Source organism: Pseudomonas sp. PvP025 (assembly GCF_017832155.1).
Taxonomy (GTDB): domain Bacteria; phylum Pseudomonadota; class Gammaproteobacteria; order Pseudomonadales; family Pseudomonadaceae; genus Aquipseudomonas.
Map to the genome: position 1 here is coordinate 2,062,451 of NZ_JAFIBJ010000001.1, position 24,890 is coordinate 2,087,340.

General features: G+C 58.6%; 31 protein-coding genes and 1 tRNA gene. 12 read left to right on the forward strand and 20 right to left on the reverse strand.

Annotated features, from left to right (window positions below):
* Window positions 1-256: 256 nt before the first annotated feature.
* The 9 genes from JOE32_RS08345 to thrS all read right to left on the reverse strand — a co-directional run bounded on the left by JOE32_RS08345 (window position 257) and on the right by thrS (window position 7,712).
* Window positions 257-333: transfer RNA gene (locus JOE32_RS08345), tRNA-Pro, on the reverse strand.
* Between the two features lie 90 nt (window positions 334-423).
* A complete protein-coding gene (locus JOE32_RS08350; protein WP_003174972.1) occupies window positions 424-780 on the reverse strand; it encodes a MerR family transcriptional regulator in 357 nt (118 codons plus the stop codon).
* Window positions 761-1,063: an integration host factor subunit alpha gene (gene ihfA, locus JOE32_RS08355; RefSeq protein WP_002553164.1), complete on the reverse strand. Its 303-nt coding sequence runs from the start codon at window positions 1,061-1,063 to the stop codon at window positions 761-763. The genes JOE32_RS08350 and ihfA overlap by 20 nt, the downstream gene beginning before the upstream one ends.
* A 3-nt stretch (window positions 1,064-1,066) precedes the next feature.
* Window positions 1,067-3,445 (reverse strand): phenylalanine--tRNA ligase subunit beta, encoded by a 2,379-nt coding sequence (gene pheT, locus JOE32_RS08360; RefSeq protein ID WP_209983086.1) that lies wholly within the window; start codon window positions 3,443-3,445, stop codon window positions 1,067-1,069.
* A 26-nt stretch (window positions 3,446-3,471) separates the two neighbouring features.
* A complete protein-coding gene (pheS, locus tag JOE32_RS08365) occupies window positions 3,472-4,488 on the reverse strand; it encodes a phenylalanine--tRNA ligase subunit alpha (protein ID WP_209983088.1) in 1,017 nt (338 codons plus the stop codon).
* Between the two features lie 109 nt (window positions 4,489-4,597).
* Window positions 4,598-4,954, reverse strand: coding sequence for a 50S ribosomal protein L20 (rplT, locus tag JOE32_RS08370; RefSeq protein WP_003234252.1), 357 nt, complete (start codon window positions 4,952-4,954; stop codon window positions 4,598-4,600).
* A gap of 29 nt (window positions 4,955-4,983) precedes the next feature.
* A complete protein-coding gene (rpmI, locus tag JOE32_RS08375; protein WP_002553160.1) occupies window positions 4,984-5,178 on the reverse strand; it encodes a 50S ribosomal protein L35 in 195 nt (64 codons plus the stop codon).
* 60 nt (window positions 5,179-5,238) lie between these two features.
* On the reverse strand, window positions 5,239-5,790 hold the full coding sequence (infC, locus tag JOE32_RS08380; RefSeq protein ID WP_015884933.1) for a translation initiation factor IF-3: 552 nt from the start codon (window positions 5,788-5,790) through the stop codon (window positions 5,239-5,241).
* Window positions 5,790-7,712: a threonine--tRNA ligase gene (thrS, locus tag JOE32_RS08385; RefSeq protein WP_209983090.1), complete on the reverse strand. Its 1,923-nt coding sequence runs from the start codon at window positions 7,710-7,712 to the stop codon at window positions 5,790-5,792. Before thrS ends, infC begins: the two co-directional genes overlap by 1 nt.
* Before the next feature lie 366 nt (window positions 7,713-8,078).
* Between thrS and JOE32_RS08390 the strand changes: the two genes are divergently transcribed.
* Together JOE32_RS08390 and JOE32_RS08395 are read left to right on the forward strand one after the other, a co-directional pair.
* The gene (locus tag JOE32_RS08390) at window positions 8,079-8,393 is read left to right on the forward strand and encodes a hypothetical protein (RefSeq protein ID WP_209983093.1); all 315 of its coding nucleotides are present in this window, start codon (window positions 8,079-8,081) and stop codon (window positions 8,391-8,393) included.
* Between the two features lie 289 nt (window positions 8,394-8,682).
* Window positions 8,683-8,895: a cold-shock protein gene (locus JOE32_RS08395; protein ID WP_003234260.1), complete on the forward strand. Its 213-nt coding sequence runs from the start codon at window positions 8,683-8,685 to the stop codon at window positions 8,893-8,895.
* Between the two features lie 73 nt (window positions 8,896-8,968).
* On the opposite strand, the gene JOE32_RS08400 is transcribed toward JOE32_RS08395, so the two are convergent.
* Together JOE32_RS08400 and JOE32_RS08405 are read right to left on the reverse strand one after the other, a co-directional pair.
* The gene (locus JOE32_RS08400; RefSeq protein ID WP_209983094.1) at window positions 8,969-9,289 is read right to left on the reverse strand and encodes an I78 family peptidase inhibitor; all 321 of its coding nucleotides are present in this window, start codon (window positions 9,287-9,289) and stop codon (window positions 8,969-8,971) included.
* Window positions 9,290-9,432: 143 nt separating this feature from the next.
* Window positions 9,433-9,741 (reverse strand): hypothetical protein, encoded by a 309-nt coding sequence (locus JOE32_RS08405; RefSeq protein WP_209983096.1) that lies wholly within the window; start codon window positions 9,739-9,741, stop codon window positions 9,433-9,435.
* A 171-nt stretch (window positions 9,742-9,912) separates the two neighbouring features.
* On the opposite strand from JOE32_RS08405, the gene JOE32_RS08410 reads away from it, so the two are divergent.
* Entirely contained in the window at window positions 9,913-10,125 is a 213-nt protein-coding gene (locus tag JOE32_RS08410) for a hypothetical protein (protein ID WP_209983098.1), read from the forward strand.
* A 31-nt stretch (window positions 10,126-10,156) separates the two neighbouring features.
* Here JOE32_RS08410 and JOE32_RS08415 read toward each other — a convergent pair whose 3' ends face one another.
* Genes JOE32_RS08415 through JOE32_RS08445 form a run of 7 tightly spaced genes read right to left on the reverse strand, consistent with a single transcriptional unit; the run spans window position 10,157 to window position 17,124 of the window.
* A complete protein-coding gene (locus JOE32_RS08415) occupies window positions 10,157-11,185 on the reverse strand; it encodes a nucleoside hydrolase (protein WP_209983100.1) in 1,029 nt (342 codons plus the stop codon).
* Window positions 11,186-11,211: 26 nt separating this feature from the next.
* Complete coding sequence (gene rbsD / locus JOE32_RS08420; protein WP_209983102.1) at window positions 11,212-11,616, reverse strand: D-ribose pyranase; 405 nt, start codon at window positions 11,614-11,616, stop codon at window positions 11,212-11,214.
* A complete protein-coding gene (rbsK, locus tag JOE32_RS08425; RefSeq protein ID WP_209983104.1) occupies window positions 11,613-12,530 on the reverse strand; it encodes a ribokinase in 918 nt (305 codons plus the stop codon). Before rbsK ends, rbsD begins: the two co-directional genes overlap by 4 nt.
* 23 nt (window positions 12,531-12,553) lie before the next feature.
* Window positions 12,554-13,576, reverse strand: coding sequence for a LacI family DNA-binding transcriptional regulator (locus JOE32_RS08430; protein WP_209983106.1), 1,023 nt, complete (start codon window positions 13,574-13,576; stop codon window positions 12,554-12,556).
* Window positions 13,577-13,579: 3 nt separating this feature from the next.
* The gene (locus JOE32_RS08435) at window positions 13,580-14,557 is read right to left on the reverse strand and encodes an ABC transporter permease (protein WP_003234269.1); all 978 of its coding nucleotides are present in this window, start codon (window positions 14,555-14,557) and stop codon (window positions 13,580-13,582) included.
* Window positions 14,554-16,107, reverse strand: a complete 1,554-nt coding sequence (locus tag JOE32_RS08440) for a sugar ABC transporter ATP-binding protein (protein ID WP_209983109.1) — start codon at window positions 16,105-16,107, stop codon at window positions 14,554-14,556. Before JOE32_RS08440 ends, JOE32_RS08435 begins: the two co-directional genes overlap by 4 nt.
* A 57-nt stretch (window positions 16,108-16,164) precedes the next feature.
* A complete protein-coding gene (locus tag JOE32_RS08445) occupies window positions 16,165-17,124 on the reverse strand; it encodes a sugar ABC transporter substrate-binding protein (protein ID WP_209983111.1) in 960 nt (319 codons plus the stop codon).
* A gap of 492 nt (window positions 17,125-17,616) precedes the next feature.
* On the opposite strand from JOE32_RS08445, the gene JOE32_RS08450 reads away from it, so the two are divergent.
* The 3 genes from JOE32_RS08450 to JOE32_RS08460 all read left to right on the forward strand — a co-directional run bounded on the left by JOE32_RS08450 (window position 17,617) and on the right by JOE32_RS08460 (window position 19,801).
* Entirely contained in the window at window positions 17,617-18,705 is a 1,089-nt protein-coding gene (locus JOE32_RS08450; protein WP_057008010.1) for an asparaginase, read from the forward strand.
* 150 nt (window positions 18,706-18,855) lie between these two features.
* Window positions 18,856-19,107 (forward strand): DUF1654 domain-containing protein, encoded by a 252-nt coding sequence (locus tag JOE32_RS08455; RefSeq protein ID WP_209983113.1) that lies wholly within the window; start codon window positions 18,856-18,858, stop codon window positions 19,105-19,107.
* Between the two features lie 4 nt (window positions 19,108-19,111).
* Entirely contained in the window at window positions 19,112-19,801 is a 690-nt protein-coding gene (locus JOE32_RS08460; RefSeq protein ID WP_209983115.1) for an endonuclease I family protein, read from the forward strand.
* A 28-nt stretch (window positions 19,802-19,829) separates the two neighbouring features.
* Here the strand turns inward: JOE32_RS08460 and JOE32_RS08465 are convergent, their stop codons facing one another.
* The gene (locus JOE32_RS08465) at window positions 19,830-20,210 is read right to left on the reverse strand and encodes an SPOR domain-containing protein (RefSeq protein WP_209983117.1); all 381 of its coding nucleotides are present in this window, start codon (window positions 20,208-20,210) and stop codon (window positions 19,830-19,832) included.
* A gap of 246 nt (window positions 20,211-20,456) precedes the next feature.
* On the opposite strand from JOE32_RS08465, the gene csrA reads away from it, so the two are divergent.
* From csrA to JOE32_RS08480, 3 genes are all read left to right on the forward strand, one after another.
* Window positions 20,457-20,651 carry a carbon storage regulator CsrA gene (csrA, locus tag JOE32_RS08470; protein WP_209983119.1) on the forward strand — a complete coding sequence of 65 codons (195 nt, stop codon included), beginning with the start codon at window positions 20,457-20,459 and terminating at the stop codon, window positions 20,649-20,651.
* Between the two features lie 198 nt (window positions 20,652-20,849).
* On the forward strand, window positions 20,850-21,104 hold the full coding sequence (locus JOE32_RS08475; RefSeq protein WP_209983121.1) for a hypothetical protein: 255 nt from the start codon (window positions 20,850-20,852) through the stop codon (window positions 21,102-21,104).
* Window positions 21,105-21,187: 83 nt separating this feature from the next.
* Window positions 21,188-21,484: a DUF1652 domain-containing protein gene (locus tag JOE32_RS08480; RefSeq protein WP_209983123.1), complete on the forward strand. Its 297-nt coding sequence runs from the start codon at window positions 21,188-21,190 to the stop codon at window positions 21,482-21,484.
* Window positions 21,485-21,503: 19 nt separating this feature from the next.
* On the opposite strand, the gene JOE32_RS08485 is transcribed toward JOE32_RS08480, so the two are convergent.
* Entirely contained in the window at window positions 21,504-22,181 is a 678-nt protein-coding gene (locus tag JOE32_RS08485) for an HAD family hydrolase (protein WP_209983125.1), read from the reverse strand.
* A gap of 198 nt (window positions 22,182-22,379) precedes the next feature.
* Between JOE32_RS08485 and JOE32_RS08490 the strand changes: the two genes are divergently transcribed.
* The 3 genes from JOE32_RS08490 to JOE32_RS08500 are packed head-to-tail and all read left to right on the forward strand — an operon-like array spanning window position 22,380 to window position 24,748.
* On the forward strand, window positions 22,380-22,640 hold the full coding sequence (locus tag JOE32_RS08490) for a DUF2790 domain-containing protein (RefSeq protein ID WP_209983127.1): 261 nt from the start codon (window positions 22,380-22,382) through the stop codon (window positions 22,638-22,640).
* 42 nt (window positions 22,641-22,682) lie between these two features.
* Window positions 22,683-23,354, forward strand: a complete 672-nt coding sequence (locus tag JOE32_RS08495) for a heavy metal response regulator transcription factor (protein ID WP_209983129.1) — start codon at window positions 22,683-22,685, stop codon at window positions 23,352-23,354.
* Window positions 23,351-24,748 carry a heavy metal sensor histidine kinase gene (locus JOE32_RS08500; protein WP_209983130.1) on the forward strand — a complete coding sequence of 466 codons (1,398 nt, stop codon included), beginning with the start codon at window positions 23,351-23,353 and terminating at the stop codon, window positions 24,746-24,748. The genes JOE32_RS08495 and JOE32_RS08500 overlap by 4 nt, the downstream gene beginning before the upstream one ends.
* The last annotated feature ends 142 nt before the right edge of the window (window positions 24,749-24,890 follow it).

Here is a 24,890-nt window from a genome sequence, read left to right on the forward strand (position 1 = left end):
GATGGCGGGATGATATCTCTTATAGCGACAGCCGTAATGTGCCTTTGGTCGTCACTGATTTCTCAGCCCATCATCGAACGTCACATACTACGACCGACACAGCTCAATATCGAAAAAGGATCGAAGTGCACTGGGCAAACTCCGATAGTGGTATCACATCGAAATGTCCATCAAGAGCCGGGCGTTTTGTGGGGTAAAAACACCTGCAAACAAAAAAGGGGTCGCGAGATAAAATCTCGCAACCCCTTGAATTATATGGTCGGGACGGAGTGATTCGAACACTCGACCCCTAGCACCCCATGCTAGTGCGCTACCGGACTGCGCTACGCCCCGACTAGGCGTGTTACTGGGTTTGCTTCGCAACGAAGCGATCAGGAATATACCGCAAGCTTTTGAAATGTGGAAGTATTTTAAAAGCTCAATTCACTTCTTCAGCACCACCAGCACATCTTCGAGTTCGGAGATCATCTGGCGGATCAGTTGCTTGTATTGGGTGGTGTCGTCTTTGGCCTCATCACCGGACATGCGCTGACGCGCGCCGCTGATGGTGAATCCCTGGTCGTACAGCAACGCGCGGATCTGTCGGATCATCAGCACGTCCTGGCGCTGATAATACCGACGGTTCCCGGTGCGTTTGACGGGGTTGAGTTGAGGAAACTCCTGCTCCCAATAGCGCAGCACGTGCGGTTTGACCGCACACAGCTCGCTGACCTCACCAATGGTGAAGTAGCGTTTGCCCGGGATGACGGGTAGCTCGTCGTTATGACTTGGTTCCAGCATAAGCCTCAACTCGGGCCTTTAACTTCTGCCCTGGACGAAAGGTGACCACACGGCGAGCCGTGATCGGGATTTCTTCTCCCGTTTTTGGATTGCGGCCAGGACGCTGGCGTTTGTCCCGCAGGTCAAAATTGCCGAAACCGGACAATTTGACCTGTTCGTTGTCTTCCAGAGCGTGCCTGATTTCTTCAAAAAACAGCTCGACCAATTCCTTGGCCTCGCGCTTGTTCAGACCCAGCTCTTCGTACAGACGTTCCGCCATCTCAGCTTTCGTCAAAGCCCCCATACGTCACTTCCTTAACGTGGCGTTTAACCTTTGTTCAAGCGAGGTGAGGATATTTTGTGTCGTGGTATTCACCTCATCGTCGTTAAGAGTGCGCGATGGATGCTGCCAGGTCAAGCCGACGGCGAGGCTTTTTCTATGCGGATCAATGCCTTTACCCTGATAGACGTCAAATAGCCTGAGGTCTGTCAGCCATTCCCCTGCATTTTCACGGATTACGTCCAGAACAGCAGTGGCAGCAACCTCACGATCGGCAATCAGGGCCAGGTCGCGGCGCACTTCAGGAAAGCGCGACAACTCGCTGAATTTCGGCATTTTGCCCGCAGCGACTTCCGCCAGAACCAGTTCAAAAACGAACACCACACGGTCCAGCCCCAGGTTTTTCGACAGCTCGGGGTGAATCGCGCCAACAAAGCCTACCAAGCGACCGTCGCGCTCAATGCGGGCTGTCTGGCCCGGGTGCAGCGCAGGATGACTGCCCGGCACAAACGTGAAGGCATCCAATGCACCGGCAAAGCCCAGCACCGCTTCCACGTCAGCCTTGACGTCGAAGAAGTCCACGGGATCGCGGCCCTGAGCCCAGCCTTCCGGCAAACGGCTGCCGCAGACCACGCCAGCCAACATAGGCTCTTGCTTCAGGTCGCCCAACTGACCGACAAAACGCAAGCCGCTTTCGAACATGCGCACGCGGTCTTGCTGGCGATTGAGGTTGTGGGAAAGCGCTTTGACCAAGCCTGGCCACAGCGATGAACGCATGGCCGCCATGTCATTGGAGATTGGGTTAGCCAGCAACAGCGGCTCGACGCCTGGGTTGAACAGCTCGAACTGCCGGGGATCGATGAAACTGTAGGTCACCGCTTCCTGATAACCACGGGCTACCAGCAGACGACGCAGCTCAGGCAGGTGCGCGCGCGCTTCGGCCTTGGGTTGCGGTGCCAGGCGAGCCTGTGGGTAACGAACCGGCAGGCGGTTGTAGCCGTACAGGCGAGCCAGTTCTTCGATCAAATCGACTTCGAGACTGATATCGAAGCGATGGCTTGGCACATCAACGTGCCACTGCCCTTCCCCGCTGGCCGAAATGCCCAGCCCCAGGGCCGACAGTAATTGCTCGATTTCAGCAGGCGCGATCACCAGGCCAAGCATTTGCTCGACACTTTTGGCACGCAGGGTAATAGGCGCAACGGACGGCAGGTGCTGCTCGCTGACCACTTCGGTGATCGGGCCGGCTTCGCCGCCAGTGATTTCCAGCAGCAGGCCAGTGGCGCGCTCCATGGCTTCACGGGCCAATTGCCAGTCCACACCGCGCTCGTAACGGTGCGAGGCGTCGGTGTGCAGGCCGTAGGAACGGGCCTTGCCGGCGATGGCGATCTGATCGAAAAACGCGCTTTCGAGGAACACATCGCGCGTGGTTGGGGATACACCGCTGTGCTCACCCCCCATCACACCGGCAATGGCCAGCGCTCGGGAATGGTCGGCGATCACCAGGGTATCGGTACGCAGGCTGACTTCCTGGCCATCGAGCAACACCAGCTTCTCGCCTTCTTCGGCCATACGCACGCGGATGCCGCCGTTGATTTCGGCAAGATCGAAAGCGTGCAGCGGTTGGCCCAGCTCCAGCATCACGTAGTTGGTGATGTCGACTGCGGCGTCAATGCTGCGCACGTCGGCGCGACGCAGGCGCTCGACCATCCACAGCGGGGTTGGTCTGGACAGGTCGACGTTACGGATAACCCGGCCCAGGTAACGCGGGCAGGCATTGGGGGCCTGCACTTCAACCGGGCGCACTTCGTCGTGCACTGCTGGCACGGCGGTGACTACCGGGCGGGTAACCGGGGCGTTGTACAGCGCGCCCACTTCACGGGCCAGGCCCACCAGGGACAGGCAGTCGCCACGGTTCGGGGTCAGGTCGACCTCGATGCTGGCGTCTTCCAATTCGAGATAAATGCGAACGTCCTGACCCACGGGCGCATCCGCCGGCAGCTCCATCAGGCCGTCATTGCCCTCACCGATTTGCAGCTCGGCCTGGGAGCACAGCATGCCGTTGGATTCGACACCGCGCAGCTTGGCCTTCTTGATCTTGAAGTCGCCCGGCAGCTCGGCACCGATCATGGCAAACGGGATCTTCAGGCCCGGACGCACGTTGGGCGCTCCGCACACGACCTGAAAGGTCTCGGCGCCGTTGCTGACCTGGCACACACGCAATTTGTCGGCATCCGGGTGCTGCTCGGTGCTCAGCACCTCACCCACCACCACGCCGCTGAAAATACCGGCGGCCGGCGTCACGCTATCGACCTCAAGACCGGCCATCGACAGACGAGCAACCAGCTCGTCGCGATCTACCTGCGGGCTTACCCAGCCACGCAGCCATTGTTCACTGAATTTCATCCTGCTCTCCTAAAGATTCGTTACGACTAGCGAAATTGCGCGAGGAACCGCAAGTCGTTGTCGAAGAACAGACGCAAGTCGTTCACGCCGTAACGCAGCATGGCCAGACGCTCAACGCCCATGCCGAAGGCAAAGCCCGAGAACTCTTCCGGGTCGATCCCGGACATGCGCAGCACATTGGGGTGCACCATGCCGCAGCCCATCACTTCCAGCCAACCGGTCTGCTTGCAGACACGGCAGCCTTTGCCGCTGCACATCACGCATTCCATGTCGACCTCAGCGGACGGCTCGGTGAACGGGAAGAAGGATGGACGGAAACGCACGGCCAGTTCCTTCTCGAAGAACACCCGCAGGAATTCTTCGATGGTGCCCTTGAGGTCGGCGAAGTTGATATCGCGGTCAACCAGCAGGCCTTCGACCTGGTGGAACATCGGCGAGTGGGTGATATCGGAGTCGCTGCGGTACACGCGGCCAGGGCAGACGATGCGGATCGGCGGCTTGTTCGCTTCCATGGTGCGCACCTGTACCGGCGAGGTATGGGTGCGCAACAGCATGTTGGCATTGAAGTAGAAGGTGTCGTGCATCGACCGGGCCGGGTGATGGCCTGGGATGTTGAGCGCCTCGAAGTTGTGATAGTCGTCTTCGACCTCAGGGCCTTCGGCGATGCCGTAGCCGATGTGGGTGAAGAACTGTTCGATACGTTCCAGAGTCCGGGTGATCGGGTGCAGACCGCCCGACGCCTGGCCACGGCCAGGCAAGGTCACGTCAATGGACTCGGCCGCGAGCCTGGCCGCAAGATCGGCCTCCTCGAGCGACGCCTTGCGCGCATTGAGAACCTCGGTGACGCGCTCCTTGGCAACGTTGATCAGCGCACCGACTTGCGGACGCTCCTCTGCCGGCAAATTCCCCAGGGTCTTCATCACCTGAGTCAATTCACCCTTTTTGCCAAGGTAGTGAACCCGGATTTGCTCCAGGGCATTGATATCTTCAGCGCTATGCACAGCCTCAAGAGCTTGGGCAACGAGCGCGTCCAGGTTTTCCATGTACAGACTCCAGATACAAAATAGGGGAAGAGCTTGAAGGCTCTTCCCCTATTTATGACGTTTACCACCCTGGGCTGCAGGAGCAACCCAGAGTGACTGTCGGGGGTACTTAAGCCAAGGTGGCTTTAGCTTTCTCGACAATCGCAGCAAACACCGCTTTTTCGTTCACGGCCAGTTCAGCCAGAACCTTACGGTCGATTTCGATGGACGCTTTTTTCAGGCCAGCGATGAAACGGCTGTAGGACAGACCGTTAACACGAGCACCAGCATTGATACGAGCGATCCACAGAGCGCGGAACTGACGTTTTTTCTGACGACGGTCGCGGTAGGCGTATTGGCCTGCCTTGATTACCGCTTGCTTGGCAACACGGAATACGCGTGAACGCGCGCCGTAGTAACCTTTAGCAAGTTTCAGAATTTTTTTGTGACGCTTACGGGCCATGACGCCACGCTTAACACGAGCCATGAGTTACTTCCTCTATTCTTGATCCAAAATTAACGAAGGCGCAGCATGCGCTCGACTTTTGCCACGTCAGACGGATGCAGCAAGCTGCTACCGCGCAGTTGACGCTTACGCTTGGTCGACATTTTGGTCAGAATGTGGCTCTTGAAAGCGTGCTTGTGCTTGATACCGTTAGCAGTTTTCAGAAACCGCTTAGCAGCACCACTTTTAGTCTTCATCTTTGGCATGTTCGGATACTCCGCATTCAGTTGATAAACATAATCAGAAGGCCTGCCGTGCCCTGTTGATTACTTCTTCTTTTTCGGGGCGATGACCATGATCAGCTGGCGTCCTTCCATCTTAGGATGCTGTTCGACCGAACCGTACTCGAGCAGGTCAGCTTCAACCCGCTTGAGGAGTTCCATCCCCAGCTCCTGGTGGGCCATCTCACGGCCGCGGAATCGCAAGGATACCTTGGCCCTGTCCCCATCACTCAGGAAACGTACCAGGTTGCGCAGTTTTACCTGGTAATCCCCTTCCTCCGTCCCTGGACGAAACTTGATTTCTTTTACTTGAATCTGCTTCTGGTTCTTCTTCGCCGCGGCAACCTGCTTCTTCTTCTCGAAGATCGACTTGCCGTAGTCCATCACCCGGCATACGGGTGGGATTGCATCGGCGGAGATTTCCACCAGGTCCAATTTGGACTCTTCTGCAATACGAAGCGCTTCATCAATCGAGACGATGCCAATCTGCTCGCCGTCAGCGCCAATTAACCGAACCTCGCGTGCCGAGATATTCTCGTTGATCGGGGCTTTCGGTGCAGCTCGTTTATCTTGTCTCATTTCACGCTTAATAATAATTACTCCGAATCTGGGCGACCACGCCGGGAAACCGCTTGCGCGAGGAACTCAGCGAACTGGGCGACGGGCATCGAGCCCAGGTCAGCACCTTCGCGAGTACGCACAGCGACAGTCTGCATCTCGACTTCCCTATCTCCAATAACCAAAAGATAGGGAACCTTGAGCAAGGTATGCTCGCGGATTTTAAAGCCGATCTTTTCATTTCTCAAGTCGGACTTGGCACGAAATCCGCTTTCGTTGAGAGTTTTTTCAACCTCAGCGGCAAAATCTGCCTGTTTATCAGTGATATTCATGATCACTGCCTGAGTCGGAGCCAGCCACGCGGGGAATGCACCCTCGTAGTGCTCGATCAGGATACCGACGAACCGCTCGAACGAGCCGAGGATCGCCCGGTGCAGCATAACCGGGTGTTTACGGCTGTTGTCTTCGGAGACATATTCGGCTCCCAGACGGATCGGCAGGTTAAAATCGAGCTGCAGGGTACCACACTGCCAGACGCGACCAAGGCAATCTTTCAGCGAGAACTCGATCTTCGGACCGTAGAACGCGCCCTCCCCTGGCTGCAGGTCGTACGCAAGGCCCGCACTGTCGAGCGCTGCGGCGAGTGCAGATTCAGCGCGATCCCACAGCTCATCGGAGCCAACGCGTTTTTCCGGACGAGTGGACAGCTTCATTTCGACTTCGGTAAAGCCGAAATCGCGATACACGTCCATGGTCAGCTTGATAAAGGCGGCGGATTCGGCCTGCATCTGTTCTTCGGTGCAGAAGATATGCGCGTCGTCCTGGGTAAAGCCACGAACACGCATGATGCCGTGCAGCGCACCCGATGGCTCGTTACGGTGACAGGCACCGAACTCGGCCAGACGCAGCGGCAACTCGCGGTAGCTCTTCAGGCCCTGATTGAACACCTGCACGTGGCACGGGCAGTTCATCGGCTTGATGGCGTAGTCGCGGTTTTCCGACTGCGTGGTGAACATGTTGTCGCCGTAGTTGGCCCAGTGCCCGGATTTTTCCCACAGGCTGCGATCAACGACCTGCGGCGTCTTGACCTCCAGGTAACCGTTGTCGCGCTGAACCTTGCGCATGTACTGCTCGAGCACCTGGTACAAGGTCCAGCCGTTCGGATGCCAGAACACCATGCCCGGCGCTTCTTCCTGCAGGTGGAAAAGGTTCAGGCGCTTGCCGATCTTGCGGTGATCGCGCTTCTCGGCTTCCTCGATGCGCTGGATGTAGGCGGCCAGCTGCTTCTTGTCAGCCCAGGCCGTGCCGTAGATCCGCTGCAACTGCTCATTTTTTGCGTCGCCGCGCCAGTAGGCACCGGACAGCTTGGTCAACTTGAACGACTTGAGAAAGCGCGTGTTCGGCACGTGCGGGCCACGGCACATGTCGACATATTCTTCGTGGTAATACAGGCCCATGGCCTGCTCGTCCGGCATGTCTTCCACCAGACGCAGCTTGTAGTCTTCGCCGCGGGCGGTGAACACATCGATCACTTCAGCACGCGGCGTGACCTTCTTGATCACGTCGTAGTCTTTCTCGATCAGCGCGTGCATGCGCTGCTCGATGGCCGCCAGGTCATCCGGCGTAAAAGGACGCTCGTAGGCGATATCGTAATAGAAGCCTTCATCGATGACCGGCCCGATCACCATCTTCGCGGTTGGATACAGTTGCTTGACCGCATGGCCAATCAAATGCGCGCAGGAGTGGCGAATAATCTCCAGCCCCTCCTGGTCCTTGGGCGTGATGATCTGCAGGCTCGCGTCGCCAGTGATCAGGTCACTGGCGTCCACGAGTTTGCCGTCGACCTTGCCGGCCACGGTGGCCTTGGCCAGGCCCGCGCCGATGGATGCGGCGACCTCGGCTACGGAAACCGAATGATCGAATGAACGTTGACTGCCGTCGGGTAGAGTAATAGTTGGCATGGCGCCTCCTCTCCTAGTGGTGACCCCTACCAAAGGTCACGTGGGTTGGGATGAGCCAGTACAAGATCCAATACCAGGCCGTTCAGTGATGAACGCCTGCCTTACAGCGGCAGGAGCCTTTCGGCCAACCGATAATCGAACCAGAGTGACTGGATTGAGCTGAAAAGAAACATGGCAAGGCGGCCAATGGCACACCCCGAAATAGCCAGGCGACAGATGCTAGCACAGATGAACGGTCATCGCGCCGGCGACGTGTCTGTTAAGGCAGTTTCCAGCCTTTATGGTCGCCAAAGTGAACTTGGGCTATACGACAGGCCTCAAACCCACCGAGAATCGCCGTTCGTCCTCGACCCAAAGGAGCATCCCATGATGCGTTTTACTTCGACCCTCGCTATCGCTGCCACCCTGAGCCTGCTGTCCCTCGGTGCTCAGGCTGCCGCCCCATCAAACTGGCCAGCCGGTGCCCGCGAAGCCTTCGTTCAAGACTGCAGCGCCGCCGCCAGCCAGAACGTGGACGCCAAGACCGCCAAAGATCACTGCGATTGTGGCGCCAACAAGATCAACGCCGAGTTGAGCACTGCCGAAATCAAAGAGCTCATGACCAACCAGAACGCCAGCCCGGAGCTTAAAAACAAAGCCGTGGCCGCTATTTCGTCCTGCAAAGTCGTGAAGAAAAAGTAACAACGAAACGCCTTCAGGCGCCTGTTTTGCTGAAAAAACAGCCTGAAAACTGCCTTTTCTCACAAATTACGCAGCTTTTACGGCTTTTTTTATCAGCTGATATTACTGGCGCAAGCCCCGTAGATCGGGGCTTTCAGCCGATCATTGCGCTAAACGCAACGCTATTGATTAGCAAACAATGCCTTGGGGGGGCTCCCAAGCCGAACATTTCGACTATGATAGCCCGGTGTGCCCAGTTGGCCTGAGCAGCACAGCACTACTGAAAATATAAGTTTCTTGGAGATACACCATGTCTAATCGCCAAACCGGCACCGTTAAATGGTTCAACGATGAAAAAGGCTTCGGCTTCATCACTCCTCAAGGTGGCGGTGACGACCTGTTCGTACACTTCAAAGCTATCGAAAGCGACGGTTTCAAAAGCCTGAAAGAAGGCCAAACCGTTTCCTTCGTGGCTGAGAAAGGCCAAAAGGGTATGCAAGCTGCACAGGTTCGCGGCGAGTAATTCTCCGCTGAGCTAAAAAAACCCCGTCCATGTGACGGGGTTTTTTATGGGCGCTGCAAAAGCCTGGTGAACCTCAGCCGCAATTGACGCGCGTGATGACCAGATTGTCATCGGTATTCAGGTTCAGGCGGTCGGAGCGGTATTCCAGCGTGATCATATCGCTGGGCTTGAGGATTCGAGCGTTCTGCGCACCGGCGCGGGTGCGGGCCTGATCCAGCAACTGCGGCGAGGCTTTCTGGCCAACTGCAAATTCAGCAGCCTTCGACTCACAGCGGGTATGACTGGAATCGGCTACTGCGGCGTCTTTGCCTGGCTCAGAGGCACCCGGGGTGCTGCAACCCGCCAGTGCGAGTGCCGCCAACAAAGAGCCGAATGATGCGAGCTTCCAAGGCATGAAGCCTCCTATGAAAAAAGTGGACAGAGATTGTGCGACAGCCGTCAGACCGATTGGTTTCAAGACGTAAAACGTGCGCAGACAAGTCTGCCTGACTCAGCACCGGCATTCGCTCCGTCAATCGTCACCAGATATGAATGCGCTCAGTAGATATCGATGTAGTCAAACGCCGGCACCGGCCAGTTCTGTTTCAACGCGTTGAAAATCTGCATGACCCAGACCTCATCACTGGCGGCCACGTTGCCCACATAACCAGAGCCTTTGGCCCAGGTTTCCAGGCGAAACAGCAGGCCCTCGATCTCGACACCGCCCACGGCCTTGCCGGAGGAAATGTACGCGATCCCTTCTTTGCTCACGCGCAATTGCGTGTGTTCGTCATCGCTGGCACTGGCGAGCAATTGGCGCACCGCCGCCGGCGTCAGGTTATCGGGACTGTTCAAGTCGATCTGCACGCGGTGTTCCCCGCTGATTCAAAGGGAGGACAGTGTCGCACAGCCTTACCTTTTGCCAAGCGCTTCATGCCTAAGTCGCAGTGCCAAATGCTGCGCAAAATGGTTAACTGCGTCCGCAAGAGCCGCGTTCCAGCGCACTGCCCCCGTTTTTCCGACCCGTGAGCCCCGACCATGAGCACCGTTATTCTCCAAGCCGACATCAAAGCCAAATGGCCTCAGGGACAAAGCTCCTACAGCCCCGGAAGCCCGGAAGAATTGGCGATCATTGGTATCGACCTGCTGGTCAAGGAACTGGGCACACAAGCCGCGCAGGCCTTCATCAGCCAGGTATTCGAGAAATACCCGGCTGATCACACAGGGGCGCACGACCCCGAGCGCGAATAAGGCCCGGCAGGCGGGCGCCGACCGGCAAACCTTATTTCAGACGAGACAGACGTTCAGTCAGTAAGTCAAAAAAGCCCTGGGCGTCGCCGTTTTCAACCCAGAATGCATTTTTCGGTTGTTTCAGGCCGTCATACCAATCGACGACTGTCTGGCCGAAGGTCGGACCCTCGCGGCTGTCCACGACCACATTCACCTCACGGCCACTGAACAGCGAAGGCTTGAGCAGGTAGGCAACGACAGTGGCGTCGTGCACCGGACCACCCGGAATACCGTAGTGCTCCATATCGCCCTTGACGTATTCATTGAGAATGTCGCTCACGATTTTGCTGGCGTTGTTGTTGATGTCGGCGATCTTTTTCAGGCGAGCCTCACTGGTCAGCACCTTGTGAGTCACGTCCAGGGGCAGATAGGTCAGCTTGACGCCACTTTTGAGCACGATCTCTGCCGCTATCGGGTCGGCAAACAGGTTGAATTCGGCCACCGGCGTGATGTTGCCACCATTGAAGTGCGCGCCGCCCATCACCACCACTTCCTTGATGCCCTGGGTGATTTCCGGGTCCTGGGTCAATGCCAGCGCCAGGTTGGTCTGCGGGCCGAGCATGGCGATCGTGATGCTGTGTGGCTTGGCAGCACGCAGGGTCTTGATCAGGTAATCCACGGCGTCGCCTTCTGCGAGGCCCTTTTTCGGCTCATGCACGGTGACGCCGGAAATACCTTCCTTACCATGGATGTTCTCGGCATAGATCGGCGTGCGCAGCAGCGGCTTTGGCGCACCGGCATACACCGGGATATCCTCGCGCCCTGCCCACTCACGCGCCAGACGCGCGTTGCGGGAGGTCTTGTCCAGACGCACGTTGCCGGCCACGGTGGTCAGCGCACGAATGCTCAACTCATCCGGCGATGCCATGGCGAACAGCAAGGCCACGACATCGTCGGCACCCGGGTCGGTGTCGATGATCAGGTCGATTTTTTCCGCCGCCTGGGCGCTTGCAGCAGTGAGCGCGGACAAAAGCAGAACACTCCGGAACAGGTTTTTCAGGGTCGGGAGACTACGTTGCATAAAACACTCCTTGTCGTTGGGAAACTCTAGAACGTGACGCCGGACACCAGCGCGATATTGCAATAAGGCTGGCACTCACCGGTGCGCACCACCGCGCGCGCCGAGCGGCTCAGTTGCTTGAACTGATCGTGGCTGAGCAGGCGTCGCTCACCCAGCGCGGCCTGCGCGGTCAGGCTGTCGAGGTCGGCCAGCGCAGCCGGCTGCTTGAGCAGGATTTCTTCGGCCAGCACATGGCTCTCCACCTGCATCTCGCTCAGCACGATGCGCAGGGTACTGATGAAATCGGGGATGCCCTGGGTCAGCGCAAGGTCGATCAACTCGACCCCCGGCGGCACCGGCAAACCCGCGTCACCGATGACCAGAATGTCACCGTGGCCAAGGGAGGCGATCACACGGGACAGGGCAATATTGAGCAAAGGGGTCTTTTTCATGAGGGCACAAAACCTTGAACGTCGTTTAGCGTGGGAATGGAAGGTTGCGCACCGTCACGCGTGACCGATAACGCCGCAGCAACCTGGCCAAAGCGAATGGCCTGGGTTTCGGTTTTGCCATTGACCAGCGCCGCAGCAAAACCACCGACAAAGGTGTCGCCGGCCGCAGTGGTGTCGACCGCCTTGACCTTCGGCGCCGCCAAGTGCTCGAAGCGCTCGCCATCGGCGAACAATGCCCCCTCGGCGCCCAGGGTAATGATGACCTTGCCTGCACCGGCCTTGATCAGTTGCGTCGCCGCCAGTCTGGCGCTGTCGAGGGAGTCAACGGTCACACCGCTCAGTGCGCTGGCTTCGCTTTCGTTGGGGATCAGGTAATCGATCGAGGCGTACCACTCGGTCGGCAGCGGGCCGCTGGCCGGCGCCGGGTTGAGAATCACTGTCTTGCCCAGCTCGCGGCCACGTTTGAGCGTGTAGCCCACCGTGTCCATCGGCACTTCAAGCTGGCAGACAATCACTTCGCCAGCCTGCAACACGGCATCCACCGCCTGCATCGCGGCAGGCGTCAACTCACCGTTGCTGCCGGCGACAATGACGATCGCGTTCTGGCTGCTGTCATCCACCACGATCAACGCCACCCCGCTGGAGCCGTCCACCGTGCTGACGGCCTGGCAGTCGATACCCTCGACCAGCAGCGCATCGCGCAATTGATCGCCATAGGCGTCAGTGCCCACGCAGCCAATCATGGCCACCTCCGCCCCAAGGCGCGCGGACGCGACGGCCTGGTTGGCGCCCTTGCCGCCCGGCACAGTCGAAAATGACTGACCGATCAGCGTTTCGCCGGCACGCGGCAAGCGACTGGCGCGGGTGACCAGGTCCATGTTCAAACTGCCTACTACCACTACTTTTGCTGGCATACATCAGTACTCATCAATTCGGTTCAGCGGTATTGCGCGAACGCACCAGCGACCGGCGCCGTCGACTCACGCAACACAATGCTCGGCGTCACGATACGTTGATCGATCGGCAGCTGGGGGGTAGCAATTCGTCGCAGTAACAGTTCGGCCGCTGTTTCGCCCAGCTGCACGATCGATTGCCCGACCGTGGTCAATGCCGGGTAGACGTAGCGGCCCATTTGTATGTCATCAAAACCGATCACCGAGAGCTCGGCCGGCACCCGAATATTGCGTTCCGCGGCTGCACGCAACACGCCGAAACCAATCATGTCGTTGCTGGCGAAAATCGCGCTGGGCGGGTTCCCGGACAACAACTTCACGGCGGCGGCGTAACCGCCGGTGCTGGTAAAATCGCTTTCCTCTGTGCGGCCCGGCGCAACGTCCACCCCTGCCTCGTCGAGCGCACGGTGATAGCCCGCCAGGCGCATTTGCGCGACGCGGGTATGACTGGGCCCGCCAATGCAGGCGATGTCGCGATGGCCCAGTTCAAGCAAATGCCGAGTCGCGAGGTAAGCGCCCTCTTCGTGGTCAATGCGCACCAGGTCGACATCTATGCCGTCCAGCGCGCGGTCGACAATGACCATGGGGGTGCGCACCGCACTCAGGCCAGCCGCCAGGCCACTGTCGTCGCCGCCTACCGAGGTGACGATCAAGCCGTCGATGCGCTTTTCCAGCAGCACCCGCAGGTAGCTGCGTTGCTTGGCAGCGTTGTCATCGGAGTTGCACAGAATCACGCAATAACCGTTACGTTCGCAGTAATCCTCGATACCGCGGGCCAGCTCGGCGAAGTACGGGTTGAGGCTGTTGGGCACCAGCAGACCGATGGTGGCGGTCGTCTTGGCCTTGAGCGAGCGCGCGACGGCGCTCGGTACGTAGTCGAGCTGTTTGATCGCCGCCTCGACCTTGATGCGCACAGGCTCGCTGACCGGGCGTGTCTTGTTCACCACATGGGACACCGTGGTGTAGGAAATACCCGCAAGCGCTGCCACATCCTTGATCGTTGCCATGGTTCAGCCTCGCCGACTGGCGCGCTGGCTGCGGTAAGTGTCGAGGACCACCGCAATCACGATCACGGCACCGGTGATGATACGTTTGGTGGGTTCCGTGGCACCGATCTGCGCCAGGCCTGCGGCCAGCACCGAAATAATCAACACGCCAAAGAACGTACTGATCACCGAACCGCGCCCGCCCATCAGGCTGGTGCCGCCGATCACTACCGCCGCGATCACTTGCAGCTCCAGGCCGGAACCGGCGTTCGGGTCGGCCGCTTCCAGACGCGATATCTGAAACAACGCCGCCACACCGGCGAGCAGGCCCATCAGGCTGAACACCAGGATCTTATAGGGCTTGGGATTGATACCGGCCAGGCGCACAGCTTCTTCGTTGGTGCCGATGCCGATCAGGTAGCGACCGAAGACCGTGCGGGTCAGCACCAGTTGGGCAACGATGATCACCAGCAAGGCAATGATGAACGACGGCGAAATACCGAAGGCAATCGGGTTCGACAGCCAGGCGAACGAGTCACCAATGTAGGCCGTACGCGAACCGGTCATCTGGTACGCCACGCCGCGTGCCATTTCCAGCACGCCGAGCGACACAATAAAGGACGGAATGCGCCAGGCCACGGTGATCGAACCGGTGATGGTGCCGGCCAATGCGGCACAGCCCATGCCCAGCACAGCGGCCGGCAACACGCTCCAGCCCCAGCTCAGGATAGCCACGCTGACCGCCGACGCGGCCAATGCCAGCACCGAGCCCACCGACAGGTCGATGCCGCCGATGATCAGGATGAAGGTCATGCCCACTGCCAGCACCATCAGGTCGGGGATCTGGTTGGCCAGGGTGCTGAAGGTGTCGTAGGACAGGAAGTGATCGCTGAGTACCGAGAACAGCGCGATCATCGCCAGCAAGGCACCCGCCAGTCCGAGGTAAGTGCCCAGGCCGTAGAAGTTGCCGCCAGTCTTGCCGGGGGAAGTTGTGGTTTTCATGGGGTATCCCTAAGCACTGCGTCGTTGAGCAGCGCATCACGTTTCTGATAGCCGGCAAACGCGGCGGCGAGCAATTCGTCCTGGGTCCAGCTGTCGCGCTCGAAGGTCTCGATCAGGCGACCGGCGGACAGTACGCCGATGCGGTCGCAGATCAGCATCAGCTCGCGCAGGTCACTGGACACCACCACCAGCGCTTTGCCCTGACGGGTCAACTCGCCGAGCAAGGCATAAATGTCGAACTTGGCACCGACGTCGATACCGCGGGTGGGCTCATCGAACAGCATCACCTGGCAGTCGCGCTCCAGCCAGCGGCCGATCACGACTTTCTGCTGGTTGCCGCCGGACAGTTCCGAGACCAATTGCGCCGGGCTGGAACTGCGAATTCGCATGGCGTCGATCTGACGCTTGGCCAGGGCGGTTTCATCGCGGCTGTTGACCACCCCGCCGCCGGAAATTTCCGGCATATTGCCCAAGGCGATATTCGCGCTGATCGACTGGGTCAGCAGCAGGCCCTCGCCTTTGCGGTCTTCGGTGATCAGGGCGATACCGTGCCCCACTGCGTCGACCGGCGAGCGAATGCTCACCACCTTTGCCGGCGAACCCAGGGCGACGGTACCGCTGTCGGCCAGGTCTGCACCGAAGATAAGACGCAGCAGTTCAGTGCGGCCGGCGCCGATCAGGCCGGAAATGCCATAGATCTCGCCGGCGCGTACCTCAAAGGACACATCGCGAACCTTGTCCGACCGTGTCAGGCCTTTGACCGTCAAGGCCGGGCCGCCAATGGTGCGCGGGCCCAGGTCAATCTGTTCGCCCAGCTCCCGGCCGACCATCAAGGTGACCAGTTGCTCGCTGTTGTAATTGGCCATCGGTTCGGCACACACCAGCTTGCCATCGCGCAATACCGCAATGCGCTGGGCGACGCGGGCCAGCTCTTCGAGCCGGTGTGAAATATAAATGATCGCCACGCCCCGAGCCTGCAGACGGGTGATCTGTTCAAACAGCATCTCGACTTCTCGGGCCGTGAGCATCGCCGTGGGTTCGTCGAGAATCAGTACGTGGCAGTCGCCGATCAGGTTGCGGGCAATCTCGACCATCTGCTGATGGCCAATACCCAGACTGCCGACCAGCGTGTCCGGGTCGATCGCGTCCAGGCCGACCTGCGCCATGGCTTCAATTGCGGCTTTACGCAGTTGCTTGCGGTTGATCCAGCCACCGTGGCTGGGCAGGTTATGCAGGAACAGGTTCTCGGCCACGGTCAGGGTCGGCAGCAGGTTGAGCTCCTGCATGACCATGCGCACACCCAGCGCCTCGGCCTGGGTACGGCTGCCTGGTTGGTAATCCTGGCCGTTGAACTGCATCTGCCCGGTGGTGGGCGTGACCAGCCCGCCGATGATCTTCGACAAGGTGCTTTTGCCTGCGCCGTTCTCGCCGGTAAGCGCCAGCACTTCCCCGCGATTGAGCGTCAGCGTGATGTCGGACAGCACCGGTTGGGCATAGGTCTTGCCGATACCGCTGACCGAAAGGACAGCCGCCTGGGCGGAAGGTGACATAGGAAAATCTCCAGGCGCCCGCTCAGGACAAGCGGGCGCTGTTGGGTGCTGCCGGGATTACTTCTTGAGGACGAGTTCGACCGGGGTTTCGATCACGCCGTCCTTGGCATCGACTGTTTCACCCTTGACCAGCTTGAGCGCGTTCTGCAGACCGAAAACGGCTTGCTGAGCGGCAGCCTGGTCGGCCGTTGCGAGGACGCGGCCATCCTGCAGCATCGGCTTGATGGCTTCGATATTGTCATAGCCCACCACCAGCACCTTGCCGGCCTTGCCTGCCGCACGAACTGCGGACACAGCACCGAGGGCCATGTTGTCGTTACCGGCCAGCAGCGCCTTGAGGTCCGGGTATTCGCTCAACATGGCCGATGCCACTTTCTGGCCCTGGTCGATTTCCCAGTTGCCCGATTGTGTGGAAACGATCTTCATGCCGGCAGCGTCCATCGCGTCCTTGAAGCCTGCGGTGCGCTGCTGGGCATTGGTGGTGGTCGGTACGCCTTCGATAATGCCGACCTTGTCACCCGAAGCCAGTTGCTTGGCCAGGTAATCACCCACCAGCTTGGCGCCCTTGCGGTTGTCCGGGCCTACGAATGGAATGTTCAGGTTTTTGCTTTTCAGTACGTCCGGGTCGAGACGGTTGTCGATGTTGACGATCTTGATGCCGGCATCGGAGGCTTTCTTCAGCACGGTGACCAGCGCCTTGGAGTCGGCGGGGGCGATAACGATGGCGTTGACCTTGGCGAGGATCATCTGGTTGACGATATCGATCTGGGCGCTGGTGTCGGTCTCGTTCTTGATACCGTTGGTGATCATGTCAAAGTCGGCGGCATGCTCTTTCTGATAGGCCTTGGCGCCCTCCTGCATGGTCACGAAAAATTCGTTGGCGAGAGACTTCATCACCAGGCCGACCTTGGGTTTGGCGGCGGCGTCATCGGCGAATGCAGAGGAGAGAGGCAGAGCAGCGGATGCGGCAGCAAGCACAGCGACAGCGAGAAGACGTGCAGCGAATGGCAGCTTCATGGGTTCACTCCGATCTTATGATTATTGTAAGCAACGCTTGCAACGAAATATCTCGCAAACGTTTGCGTTAATCGAACTATGAGAACCTTGTCGAGATTTGTCAACGCCGGAAAAGTGCCTTTCATTCAACCCTCCAGCACGCGACGTTGCGGTTCGTCTGCTCTGCCCTTTAAACCTCGCCTGCGCCAGCTCGTTCTTTAAAACGACAGGCTGCTACTTGCCCGGCGCTCAGCACACGGCAGCAGACGCCGGGTATTGTCGGACAACCGAACGCGCTATCGCCCAATTGTTCGGAAAGCCGGACAGACGCGCTGTTCCCCAACCCAAAAAGTCAAAAATAGTTGTTTTAAATCAAAAAGTTAATTTATGTCGCCTGGCAAAATCAGGCTGGTACAAATCCTGCTCTTCCCCTGCACCTCGACGCGTTCAGAGACGTCCGAGGGTTCTAGATGAACCTGCAACAGCACTCATCAAAAACCAGAGAGAAAAATAATGAAATCTGCATTGAAAACTTTTGTCCCGGGCGCTTTGGCCCTCCTGCTGCTGTTCCCCGTTGCCGCCCAGGCAAAGGAAGTCGAGACCAACACCAAACTCTCCAACGTAGTGATTCTCGCCACCGGCGGCACCATTGCTGGCGCCGGCGCCAGTGCCGCCAACAGTGCCACCTACCAGGCGGCCAAAGTCGGCATCGAACAACTGATCGCAGGCGTTCCTGAGCTTAGTCAGATTGCCAATGTTCGCGGCGAACAAGTGATGCAAATTGCATCTGAGAGCATCAACAACGACAACCTGTTGCAGCTGGGCCGACGCGTCGCGGAACTGGCCGACAGCAAGGACGTCGACGGCATCGTGATCACCCATGGCACCGACACCCTGGAAGAGACCGCCTACTTCCTCAATCTGGTCGAAAAGACCGACAAACCTATCGTGGTGGTCGGCTCGATGCGTCCAGGCACTGCCATGTCGGCCGATGGCATGCTCAATCTGTACAACGCCGTTGCCGTGGCAAGCAGCAAAGAAGCACGCGGCAAAGGTGTGCTGGTGACGATGAACGACGAAATTCAGTCGGGGCGCGATGTCAGCAAGATGATCAACATCAAGACTGAAGCGTTCAAGAGTCCGTGGGGCCCGCTGGGCATGGTGGTTGAAGGCAAATCCTACTGGTTCCGCCTGCCTGCCAAGCGCCACACCATGGATTCGGAATTCGATATCAAGACCATCAAAAGCCTGCCGGATGTGGAAATTGCCTACGGCTACGGCAACGTGAGCGATACCGCCTACAAGGCCCTGGCTCAGGCCGGCGCCAAAGCCATCATCCACGCTGGCACTGGCAATGGCTCGGTGTCGTCCAAAGTGGTTCCCGCGCTGGTGGAATTGCGCAAGCAGGGCGTGCAGATCATCCGCTCCTCCCACGTCAACGCCGGCGGCATGGTGCTGCGCAACGCCGAACAGCCTGACGACAAATACGATTGGGTTGCCGCCCTGGACCTGAACCCGCAGAAAGCGCGGATTCTGGCGATGGTGGCGCTGACCCGGACCCAGGACAGCAAGGAACTGCAACGGATATTCTGGGAATACTGATTCCTGACACTACCCTGCAGGAGCGAGTTTGCTCGCTCCTGCACCAAGCACCGCAAATTACCGTCAGACGGACCTCTCGGATTTTAAGCAGTTGCGAAATTGCCTACAGTTAAATACTGTATGTGCGTACAGCTTATTAAGGAATACTCCGTGGCAAAGTCCTCTCCCGCCGTTGCAACAGCGCCGGACGCCTATCAGCAACTGGCCGTTCGCGTGCAAAAAATCATCAATTCGACCAATGCGCAAAGAGCCAAGGCAGCTTTGATCTTCCGCCTGCCGGAAGAACCTGAGGATGAATGGGCACGTTTGCTGGAGGAAATCGCGGAAAACGACAACGTCACCCTCGCCTATCGGGACGATGGCGGTGTGCAGATTTTCTGGGTTGTGCCGAAGGAAGATTGATTCAATGAGTGTCCGTTTTATTGCTGTCTGTTGCCTTTTATTCGCTATCACCGCCCACGCCCAGGCACCCCGAACGTTCAGTGAAGCCAAGAAAGTCGCCTGGAAACTCTACGCTCCGCAATCCACCGAGTTCTATTGCGGCTGCAAATACACCGGCAACCGTGTCGACCTGAAAGCCTGCGGTTACATCCCGCGCAAAAATGCCAGTCGCGCCGCACGTATCGAGTGGGAGCACATCGTTCCTGCCTGGCAGATCGGGCATCAGCGCCAATGCTGGCAAAACGGCGGGCGCAAGAACTGTACGCGCCATGACGCTGTGTTCCAACGCGCCGAGGCGGACCTGCATAACCTGGTGCCGAGTATCGGTGAGGTCAATGGTGATCGTAACAACTTCAGTTTTGGCTGGTTGCCGGTGCAGAACGGGCAATACGGCTCATGCCTGACCCAGGTCGACTTCAAGGCGAAGAAGGTCATGCCACGACCGTCGATTCGCGGCATGATTGCTCGAACCTATTTTTATATGAGTAAACAATACGGGTTGCGCCTGTCGAAGCAGGACCGGCAGCTGTATGAAGCCTGGAACAAGACCTATCCGGTACAAACCTGGGAGCGCCAGCGTAACCAGACCGTTGCCTGTGTAATGGGGCGCGGCAATGCGTTTGTCGGCCCGGTGAACCTGAAAGCCTGCGGCTGAAACTGGGCGGGAGCCCGCCCAATTGGCGTTACTGCGCCGCCTTGTGCTCGATGATTTCCGACACGGTATCGGTTTTCTTGGCGCGGGCCATTTTCTCCGCGAGCAATGCCTGCCTGGCTTCAGCTTCAGCCTTGCTGGCGAACGGCCCGAGCAGCACCTCGTCCTTGCCGTCCACCTTGACGATATAAAAACTGAAACCATGCTCCAGCAACCAGGCCGTCAGGTCGGTGATCGCCTGTAATTTGTGGTCTGGCGGGCCTACGCGCAGGTCCCATTCCTGGGCGGCAATCGCACCGCTCTGCGGTTGGCTCTGGCTCGCGGCAGCTCTGGCCTTGGGCGCCTCGACAGGCTTACCCTCACCGCAACCGGCCAATGCCACCACCGCCATTGCCATCGCTACTTTACGCACTGCCCTGCTCCTTTAAGGAAAAGAGGCAACTTTATCATCCACTGTCTATTCTGGCCTTCATAAACCTTGGCTTAAACAATGCGAATGATGTATCGCAGACCTGTATGATGCCGCCATGGGAATTAATGTCGCCTCTATGCGTCCTAAAAGAGGCAGTCACAGGGAAGCGCTTAGCAGTAAGCTACACACATCCGACACCTGCCCTGTCTGAAACATGTGTCCTTAAAAGTAATCAAGGAGAAGTCCATGCTGATACTCACCCGCAAAGTTGGTGAAAGCATAAACATCGGTGATGACATTACGATCACCATTCTGGGCGTCAGCGGCCAGCAAGTAAGAATCGGCATCAACGCTCCCAAAGACGTTGCCGTGCATCGTGAAGAGATCTATAAGCGCATCCAGGAAGGCCTTACCGCTCCGGAAAAAAACCAGACGCCTTGAAGCGCACTCAGTAGCCAGCCTTTTCGTTCACTGTCACGGCTGGCGAAGACCCATTCGATTCAATCGCGCTTTTTTCATGCTCCTGCTCTCGTCTTCGCCGAAGATGAAACTGTTCCCATGCCCGGAACTTGTTGCGCGATCCCCAGCCCAATTCCTGATAGTACTCACTACTGCCCAAGCAAACTCGGGAGCCTGTCGATGAGGTATTCCTCAACGAAACGCTTTGCCCTCCATTCCTGGATGATTGTCCTGCTGATCGGACTCGTCTTCGTGGGTGTGGAATTTGGCTTGAGGTTCGAAGTGGCTGGCGCCGATGCCCCTTCGTGGCTGGATCTGGCATTGCTGCTGGGCGCTTATCTATTCGTGTTTTGCCTCAAGCCACTTCAGAAGACAGTGCAACGCAAGTTGTGCCAGCACGCCATTCAACGTGCGCGGCAAAAATCTGCAGGTTGAGAGCTATCTGATCGCCGGTATTTACAGCTATGCAACAGCGCCTATGCTTGGGTTTGCACGGTCAGTAAAGGGCGCTGAAACAGATGGAAACGCTCAATAAATCCCAAATCGAAGCCGCACTGGCAGCCCGTCTGCCCAGCTATCGGATCACCTGCACGCTGCATGCCGATGGCACGCTTTCAGCCATGCTCAGCAGTCCCGAAACCGACCACTTCGCGATTACCGGCATCGTCCGCGCTCACTACAATGGCGAGCAAGCCATTGCCCGTCTTGCCAATGAGATACTCAGAGAAATGGTGCTTTCGCGTCAGGGCATGAAAAACATCCGGCTGCACACGCCACCCGATCATTCCGACAGTGTGAAAGGCCTAGACCGATAACCGGCTCGACCTTTTCGTATCAACTCGCCAGGCTCCGCAGGTAAAGCAAACCCTCACTGTCACGTTGAACATGAATGTGCTCATAGCCATCGATGCAGGCGTGCGCCGTCACCATTGGCGTGAGGTGGGTCGAGGTCACGACCATCACGTCCGCTCCCGCTGCCTCCCCGGCTCGAATTCCGACCGTCGCATCCTCGAAAACCAGGCAATCCTGGACGGTTACGCCAAGTCGTTGCGCTCCCAATACGTAGCAAGCAGGGTCCGGTTTACCTCGGGCGACATCCTCCGCCGTCACCAGCACAGCCGGCGGGGCAATGCCTGCGGCGTGCAGGCGCCGCAATGCCAACGCTCTGGGCGCGGACGTGACCAGCGCCCATTGATCACCCGGCAGGCCATTGAGGAACTCAACTGCGCCAGGTATCGCCACAACACCGTCGACATCATCGAGTTCGGCCTGGGTTATCCATTGTGCCTCCACGTCGGGATCCACACCGGGCAGCGCCTGGCGCGTGATCGTATCGATTGCACGCGCGCCATGGATCGTCTTCAGGAACGCCGCCACATCCAGACCGTGACGTTCGGCCCAGGTACTCCACACCCGCTCTGCGGCGGCGATGGAGTTAAGCAAGGTCCCGTCCATATCGAACAGAAAGGCGCGGTACGGTCGTGCAGGTAAAGCTGAACCTTGGATGGACACTGCGTGGCTTCCTCTTGAGCTGTAGGCGTAATCGGCCCGATGCAATCTACGGCCCAGCCTGATGCTTGTAAACGTCATCGGCACTGCGGGCCTTTCATTACGAACTTGTCATCGTCCTGTTGGCCGTCTGTTCGGATCGCCTGGTTACTGTGAACTCACTGCCAGGCCCGGCAGCCGACTTCTGAGAGAGGAACCAACATGAAACGATTTGCCGCAGGTTTTGCCGCTTTGCTCGTCACCGCTTCGGTGTTCGCAGCCGAGCCCGCCTCAGATACAAGGGTAATCCACGATAAAACCGGCTTCTTCGTGCATCTGGATATCGCCAGGCAACTGTCGAGCAGCGACACTTATGGCCAGTGCGGCATCGTGCCTGCGCAACTGCGCTACCTCGATCACCAGAACCGCGAACACGTGCTGGACTATAAGGTGCAAGCCATCGGTTGCCCCAGTGAGAATTGATCACGCTAAACTGGCGCCACCTACTGAAACAGGGCAACTCCCATGAACATCCTCGTCGTCGAAGACGAACCCAAGGCCGGTAATTACCTGCTCAACGGCTTGCAGGAACTGGGTTATTCCGTGAGCCTCGCGCGCGATGGTGTGGACGGCTTGCACCAGGCGCTGGAAACGCCGTTCGACGTCATAGTGCTGGATGTGATGATGCCGAAAATGAATGGCTGGGAGGTACTGCGGCGCCTGCGCACGGAAGCGGACACGCCCGTGCTGTTTCTCACCGCCCGCGACGACATCGCAGACCGCATCAAAGGGCTGGAACTGGGCGCCGATGACTACCTGATCAAGCCTTTCTCGTTCGCCGAACTGGTCGCACGCCTGCGCACGCTGACCCGGCGAGGCCCGAGCCGCGAAGAAGAACAGCTGAACATCGCCGATCTGCAGATAGACGTGCTAAAACGCCGCGTCACCCGCGCCGGCACGCGGATCACCCTGACCAATAAGGAGTTCGCCCTGCTGCACCTGTTTGCCACCCACCCCGGCCAGGTACTGTCGCGCTCGCTGATCGCCTCGCGGGTGTGGGACATGAATTTCGACAGCGACACCAATGTGGTCGACGTGGCCGTGCGGCGCCTGCGTTTGAAAATCGACGACCCTTTTCAGCTCAAACTGATTCACAGCGTGCGTGGCATTGGCTACCGCTTCGATACCCAGCCATGAGCCGCCGCCCTTACTCCCTCACGCTACGCCTGGCGTTGATCTTTGCCCTGCTCGCCTTCGCCCTGTTGACCTCCCTTGGCGTAGCACTTTACCGCGAGCTGGAACAGGAACTGGTGCGCCGCGACGACGCTGCGCTGATATCGCGGGTCGATCAACTGCGCAACCTGCTCAACGACAGCAACACCCTGGACCTGATCCGCACCAAACCGGAGTTGTTCCAGAATATGCTGGGCAATCGCGAATCGGTGCTGAGCATTGCCGCACCAGGGCAAAAACCGCTGCTGCTGGTAAACCCCGCGAACATCGAGCTGCCTCCCGTCAATCCGGTGCCCAAAGACCACATCCTCACATTGAGCGACGTACAACACCTCCCGGGAATCAATGGCGTACCCTTTTCAACCGTCGCCGCCTCCATCGACTCCGGCGACCTGGGCAGCCTGCAAGTGACCAGCGGGCGCCTGATGACCGAGCGCACCGCCGTGCTCGCCAGTTACCGGTTGAGCGTCTATATCCTGGCCAGTATCGCGGCGCTCATCCTCGCCGTGGTGGGCTACATACTGGTGCGCCGTGGGCTGCTGCCCTTGCGGCGTCTGGCCCGGCATGCGCACGGCATCGGCGTGAGCAACCTGGCCGAACGCCTCGACGGTCGTGGTGCCCCCAGGGAATTGCTGCCAATGATCGAGTCGTTCAATACCATGCTGGAGCGTCTGGCCAAGGGCTTCGTGCAACTGGGCCAGGTGTCCACCGACATGGCCCATGAACTGCGCACACCGATCAACAACCTGCTGGGAGAAACCCAGGTCGCCCTGCAACAGGACCGCAGCATCGAGAGCTACCAGCAACTGCTCGCATCCAATGTCGAAGAGCTGGAACGCCTGGCGCGGATGCTCGACAACATGCTGTTCCTGGCCCGCACCGATCCCGCCAGTGCCCTGCGCCAACGACAGGAATTGAGCGCAGCCGATGAAGTACAGCGCATGGCCGATTACTTCGAGGGCCTGGCCGGTGATGCGGGCATGCGCATTCTGGCCAAGGGCGAAGGCGTGATCTGGGCGGAACCGATGCTGCTGCGACGTGCGCTGGCCAACCTGTGCGCCAACGCCATCAAATATGGCGCGCCCGACTGCGACCTGCTGATCCAGGCGATACCCGACACAGAGGGCGTTCATCTGAAAGTCAGCAACCAGGGCACGACCATTCCAGCCGAGCATTTGCCACGCTTGTTCGAGCGGTTCTATCGGGTGGACGCGTCTCGAGAACGCTCGGCCCAGTCCAACGGGCTTGGGCTGTCAATTGTGGCGACCATCATGCAGTTGCATAACGGCCGATACAGCGTAAGCAGCGAAGCCGGAGTGACGTCTTTCGAGTTGGTGTTCCCTCGGCGGGAAGACTGAGCGCGACACCGAAACCTCGGTGGTATTTTGCAAAACACTTGCGGTCACCGACCGGTCAAACACCCACTATTCTGATCTCCCAAACGCTATCTCACATTGTTCAAAACACAGGTGTCCGGCTTTGGAGAAGAAACAGTATCAA

Bases quoted from the DNA above. Each gene is read 5' to 3' on its own strand.
- csrA (WP_209983119.1), top strand. From the start codon at position 20,457: ATGCTGATACTCACCCGCAAAGTTGGTGAAAGCATAAACATCGGTGAT.
- JOE32_RS08400 (WP_209983094.1), bottom strand. From the start codon at position 9,289: ATGCCTTGGAAGCTCGCATCATTCGGCTCTTTGTTGGCGGCACTCGCA.
- JOE32_RS08445 (WP_209983111.1), bottom strand. From the start codon at position 17,124: ATGAAGCTGCCATTCGCTGCACGTCTTCTCGCTGTCGCTGTGCTTGCT.
- JOE32_RS08500 (WP_209983130.1), top strand. From the start codon at position 23,351: ATGAGCCGCCGCCCTTACTCCCTCACGCTACGCCTGGCGTTGATCTTT.
- rbsK (WP_209983104.1), bottom strand. From the start codon at position 12,530: ATGCCAGCAAAAGTAGTGGTAGTAGGCAGTTTGAACATGGACCTGGTC.
- JOE32_RS08410 (WP_209983098.1), top strand. From the start codon at position 9,913: ATGAGCACCGTTATTCTCCAAGCCGACATCAAAGCCAAATGGCCTCAG.
- JOE32_RS08390 (WP_209983093.1), top strand. From the start codon at position 8,079: ATGATGCGTTTTACTTCGACCCTCGCTATCGCTGCCACCCTGAGCCTG.
- JOE32_RS08495 (WP_209983129.1), top strand. From the start codon at position 22,683: ATGAACATCCTCGTCGTCGAAGACGAACCCAAGGCCGGTAATTACCTG.
- rpmI (WP_002553160.1), bottom strand. From the start codon at position 5,178: ATGCCAAAGATGAAGACTAAAAGTGGTGCTGCTAAGCGGTTTCTGAAA.
- pheT (WP_209983086.1), bottom strand. From the start codon at position 3,445: ATGAAATTCAGTGAACAATGGCTGCGTGGCTGGGTAAGCCCGCAGGTA.
- JOE32_RS08435 (WP_003234269.1), bottom strand. From the start codon at position 14,557: ATGAAAACCACAACTTCCCCCGGCAAGACTGGCGGCAACTTCTACGGC.
- thrS (WP_209983090.1), bottom strand. From the start codon at position 7,712: ATGCCAACTATTACTCTACCCGACGGCAGTCAACGTTCATTCGATCAT.
- JOE32_RS08430 (WP_209983106.1), bottom strand. From the start codon at position 13,576: ATGGCAACGATCAAGGATGTGGCAGCGCTTGCGGGTATTTCCTACACC.
- JOE32_RS08395 (WP_003234260.1), top strand. From the start codon at position 8,683: ATGTCTAATCGCCAAACCGGCACCGTTAAATGGTTCAACGATGAAAAA.
- JOE32_RS08460 (WP_209983115.1), top strand. From the start codon at position 19,112: ATGAGTGTCCGTTTTATTGCTGTCTGTTGCCTTTTATTCGCTATCACC.
- JOE32_RS08415 (WP_209983100.1), bottom strand. From the start codon at position 11,185: ATGCAACGTAGTCTCCCGACCCTGAAAAACCTGTTCCGGAGTGTTCTG.
- ihfA (WP_002553164.1), bottom strand. From the start codon at position 1,063: ATGGGGGCTTTGACGAAAGCTGAGATGGCGGAACGTCTGTACGAAGAG.
- rbsD (WP_209983102.1), bottom strand. From the start codon at position 11,616: ATGAAAAAGACCCCTTTGCTCAATATTGCCCTGTCCCGTGTGATCGCC.
- JOE32_RS08350 (WP_003174972.1), bottom strand. From the start codon at position 780: ATGCTGGAACCAAGTCATAACGACGAGCTACCCGTCATCCCGGGCAAA.
- JOE32_RS08490 (WP_209983127.1), top strand. From the start codon at position 22,380: ATGAAACGATTTGCCGCAGGTTTTGCCGCTTTGCTCGTCACCGCTTCG.
- JOE32_RS08450 (WP_057008010.1), top strand. From the start codon at position 17,617: ATGAAATCTGCATTGAAAACTTTTGTCCCGGGCGCTTTGGCCCTCCTG.
- JOE32_RS08475 (WP_209983121.1), top strand. From the start codon at position 20,850: ATGAGGTATTCCTCAACGAAACGCTTTGCCCTCCATTCCTGGATGATT.
- pheS (WP_209983088.1), bottom strand. From the start codon at position 4,488: ATGGAAAACCTGGACGCGCTCGTTGCCCAAGCTCTTGAGGCTGTGCAT.
- JOE32_RS08480 (WP_209983123.1), top strand. From the start codon at position 21,188: ATGGAAACGCTCAATAAATCCCAAATCGAAGCCGCACTGGCAGCCCGT.
- JOE32_RS08440 (WP_209983109.1), bottom strand. From the start codon at position 16,107: ATGTCACCTTCCGCCCAGGCGGCTGTCCTTTCGGTCAGCGGTATCGGC.
- rplT (WP_003234252.1), bottom strand. From the start codon at position 4,954: ATGGCTCGTGTTAAGCGTGGCGTCATGGCCCGTAAGCGTCACAAAAAA.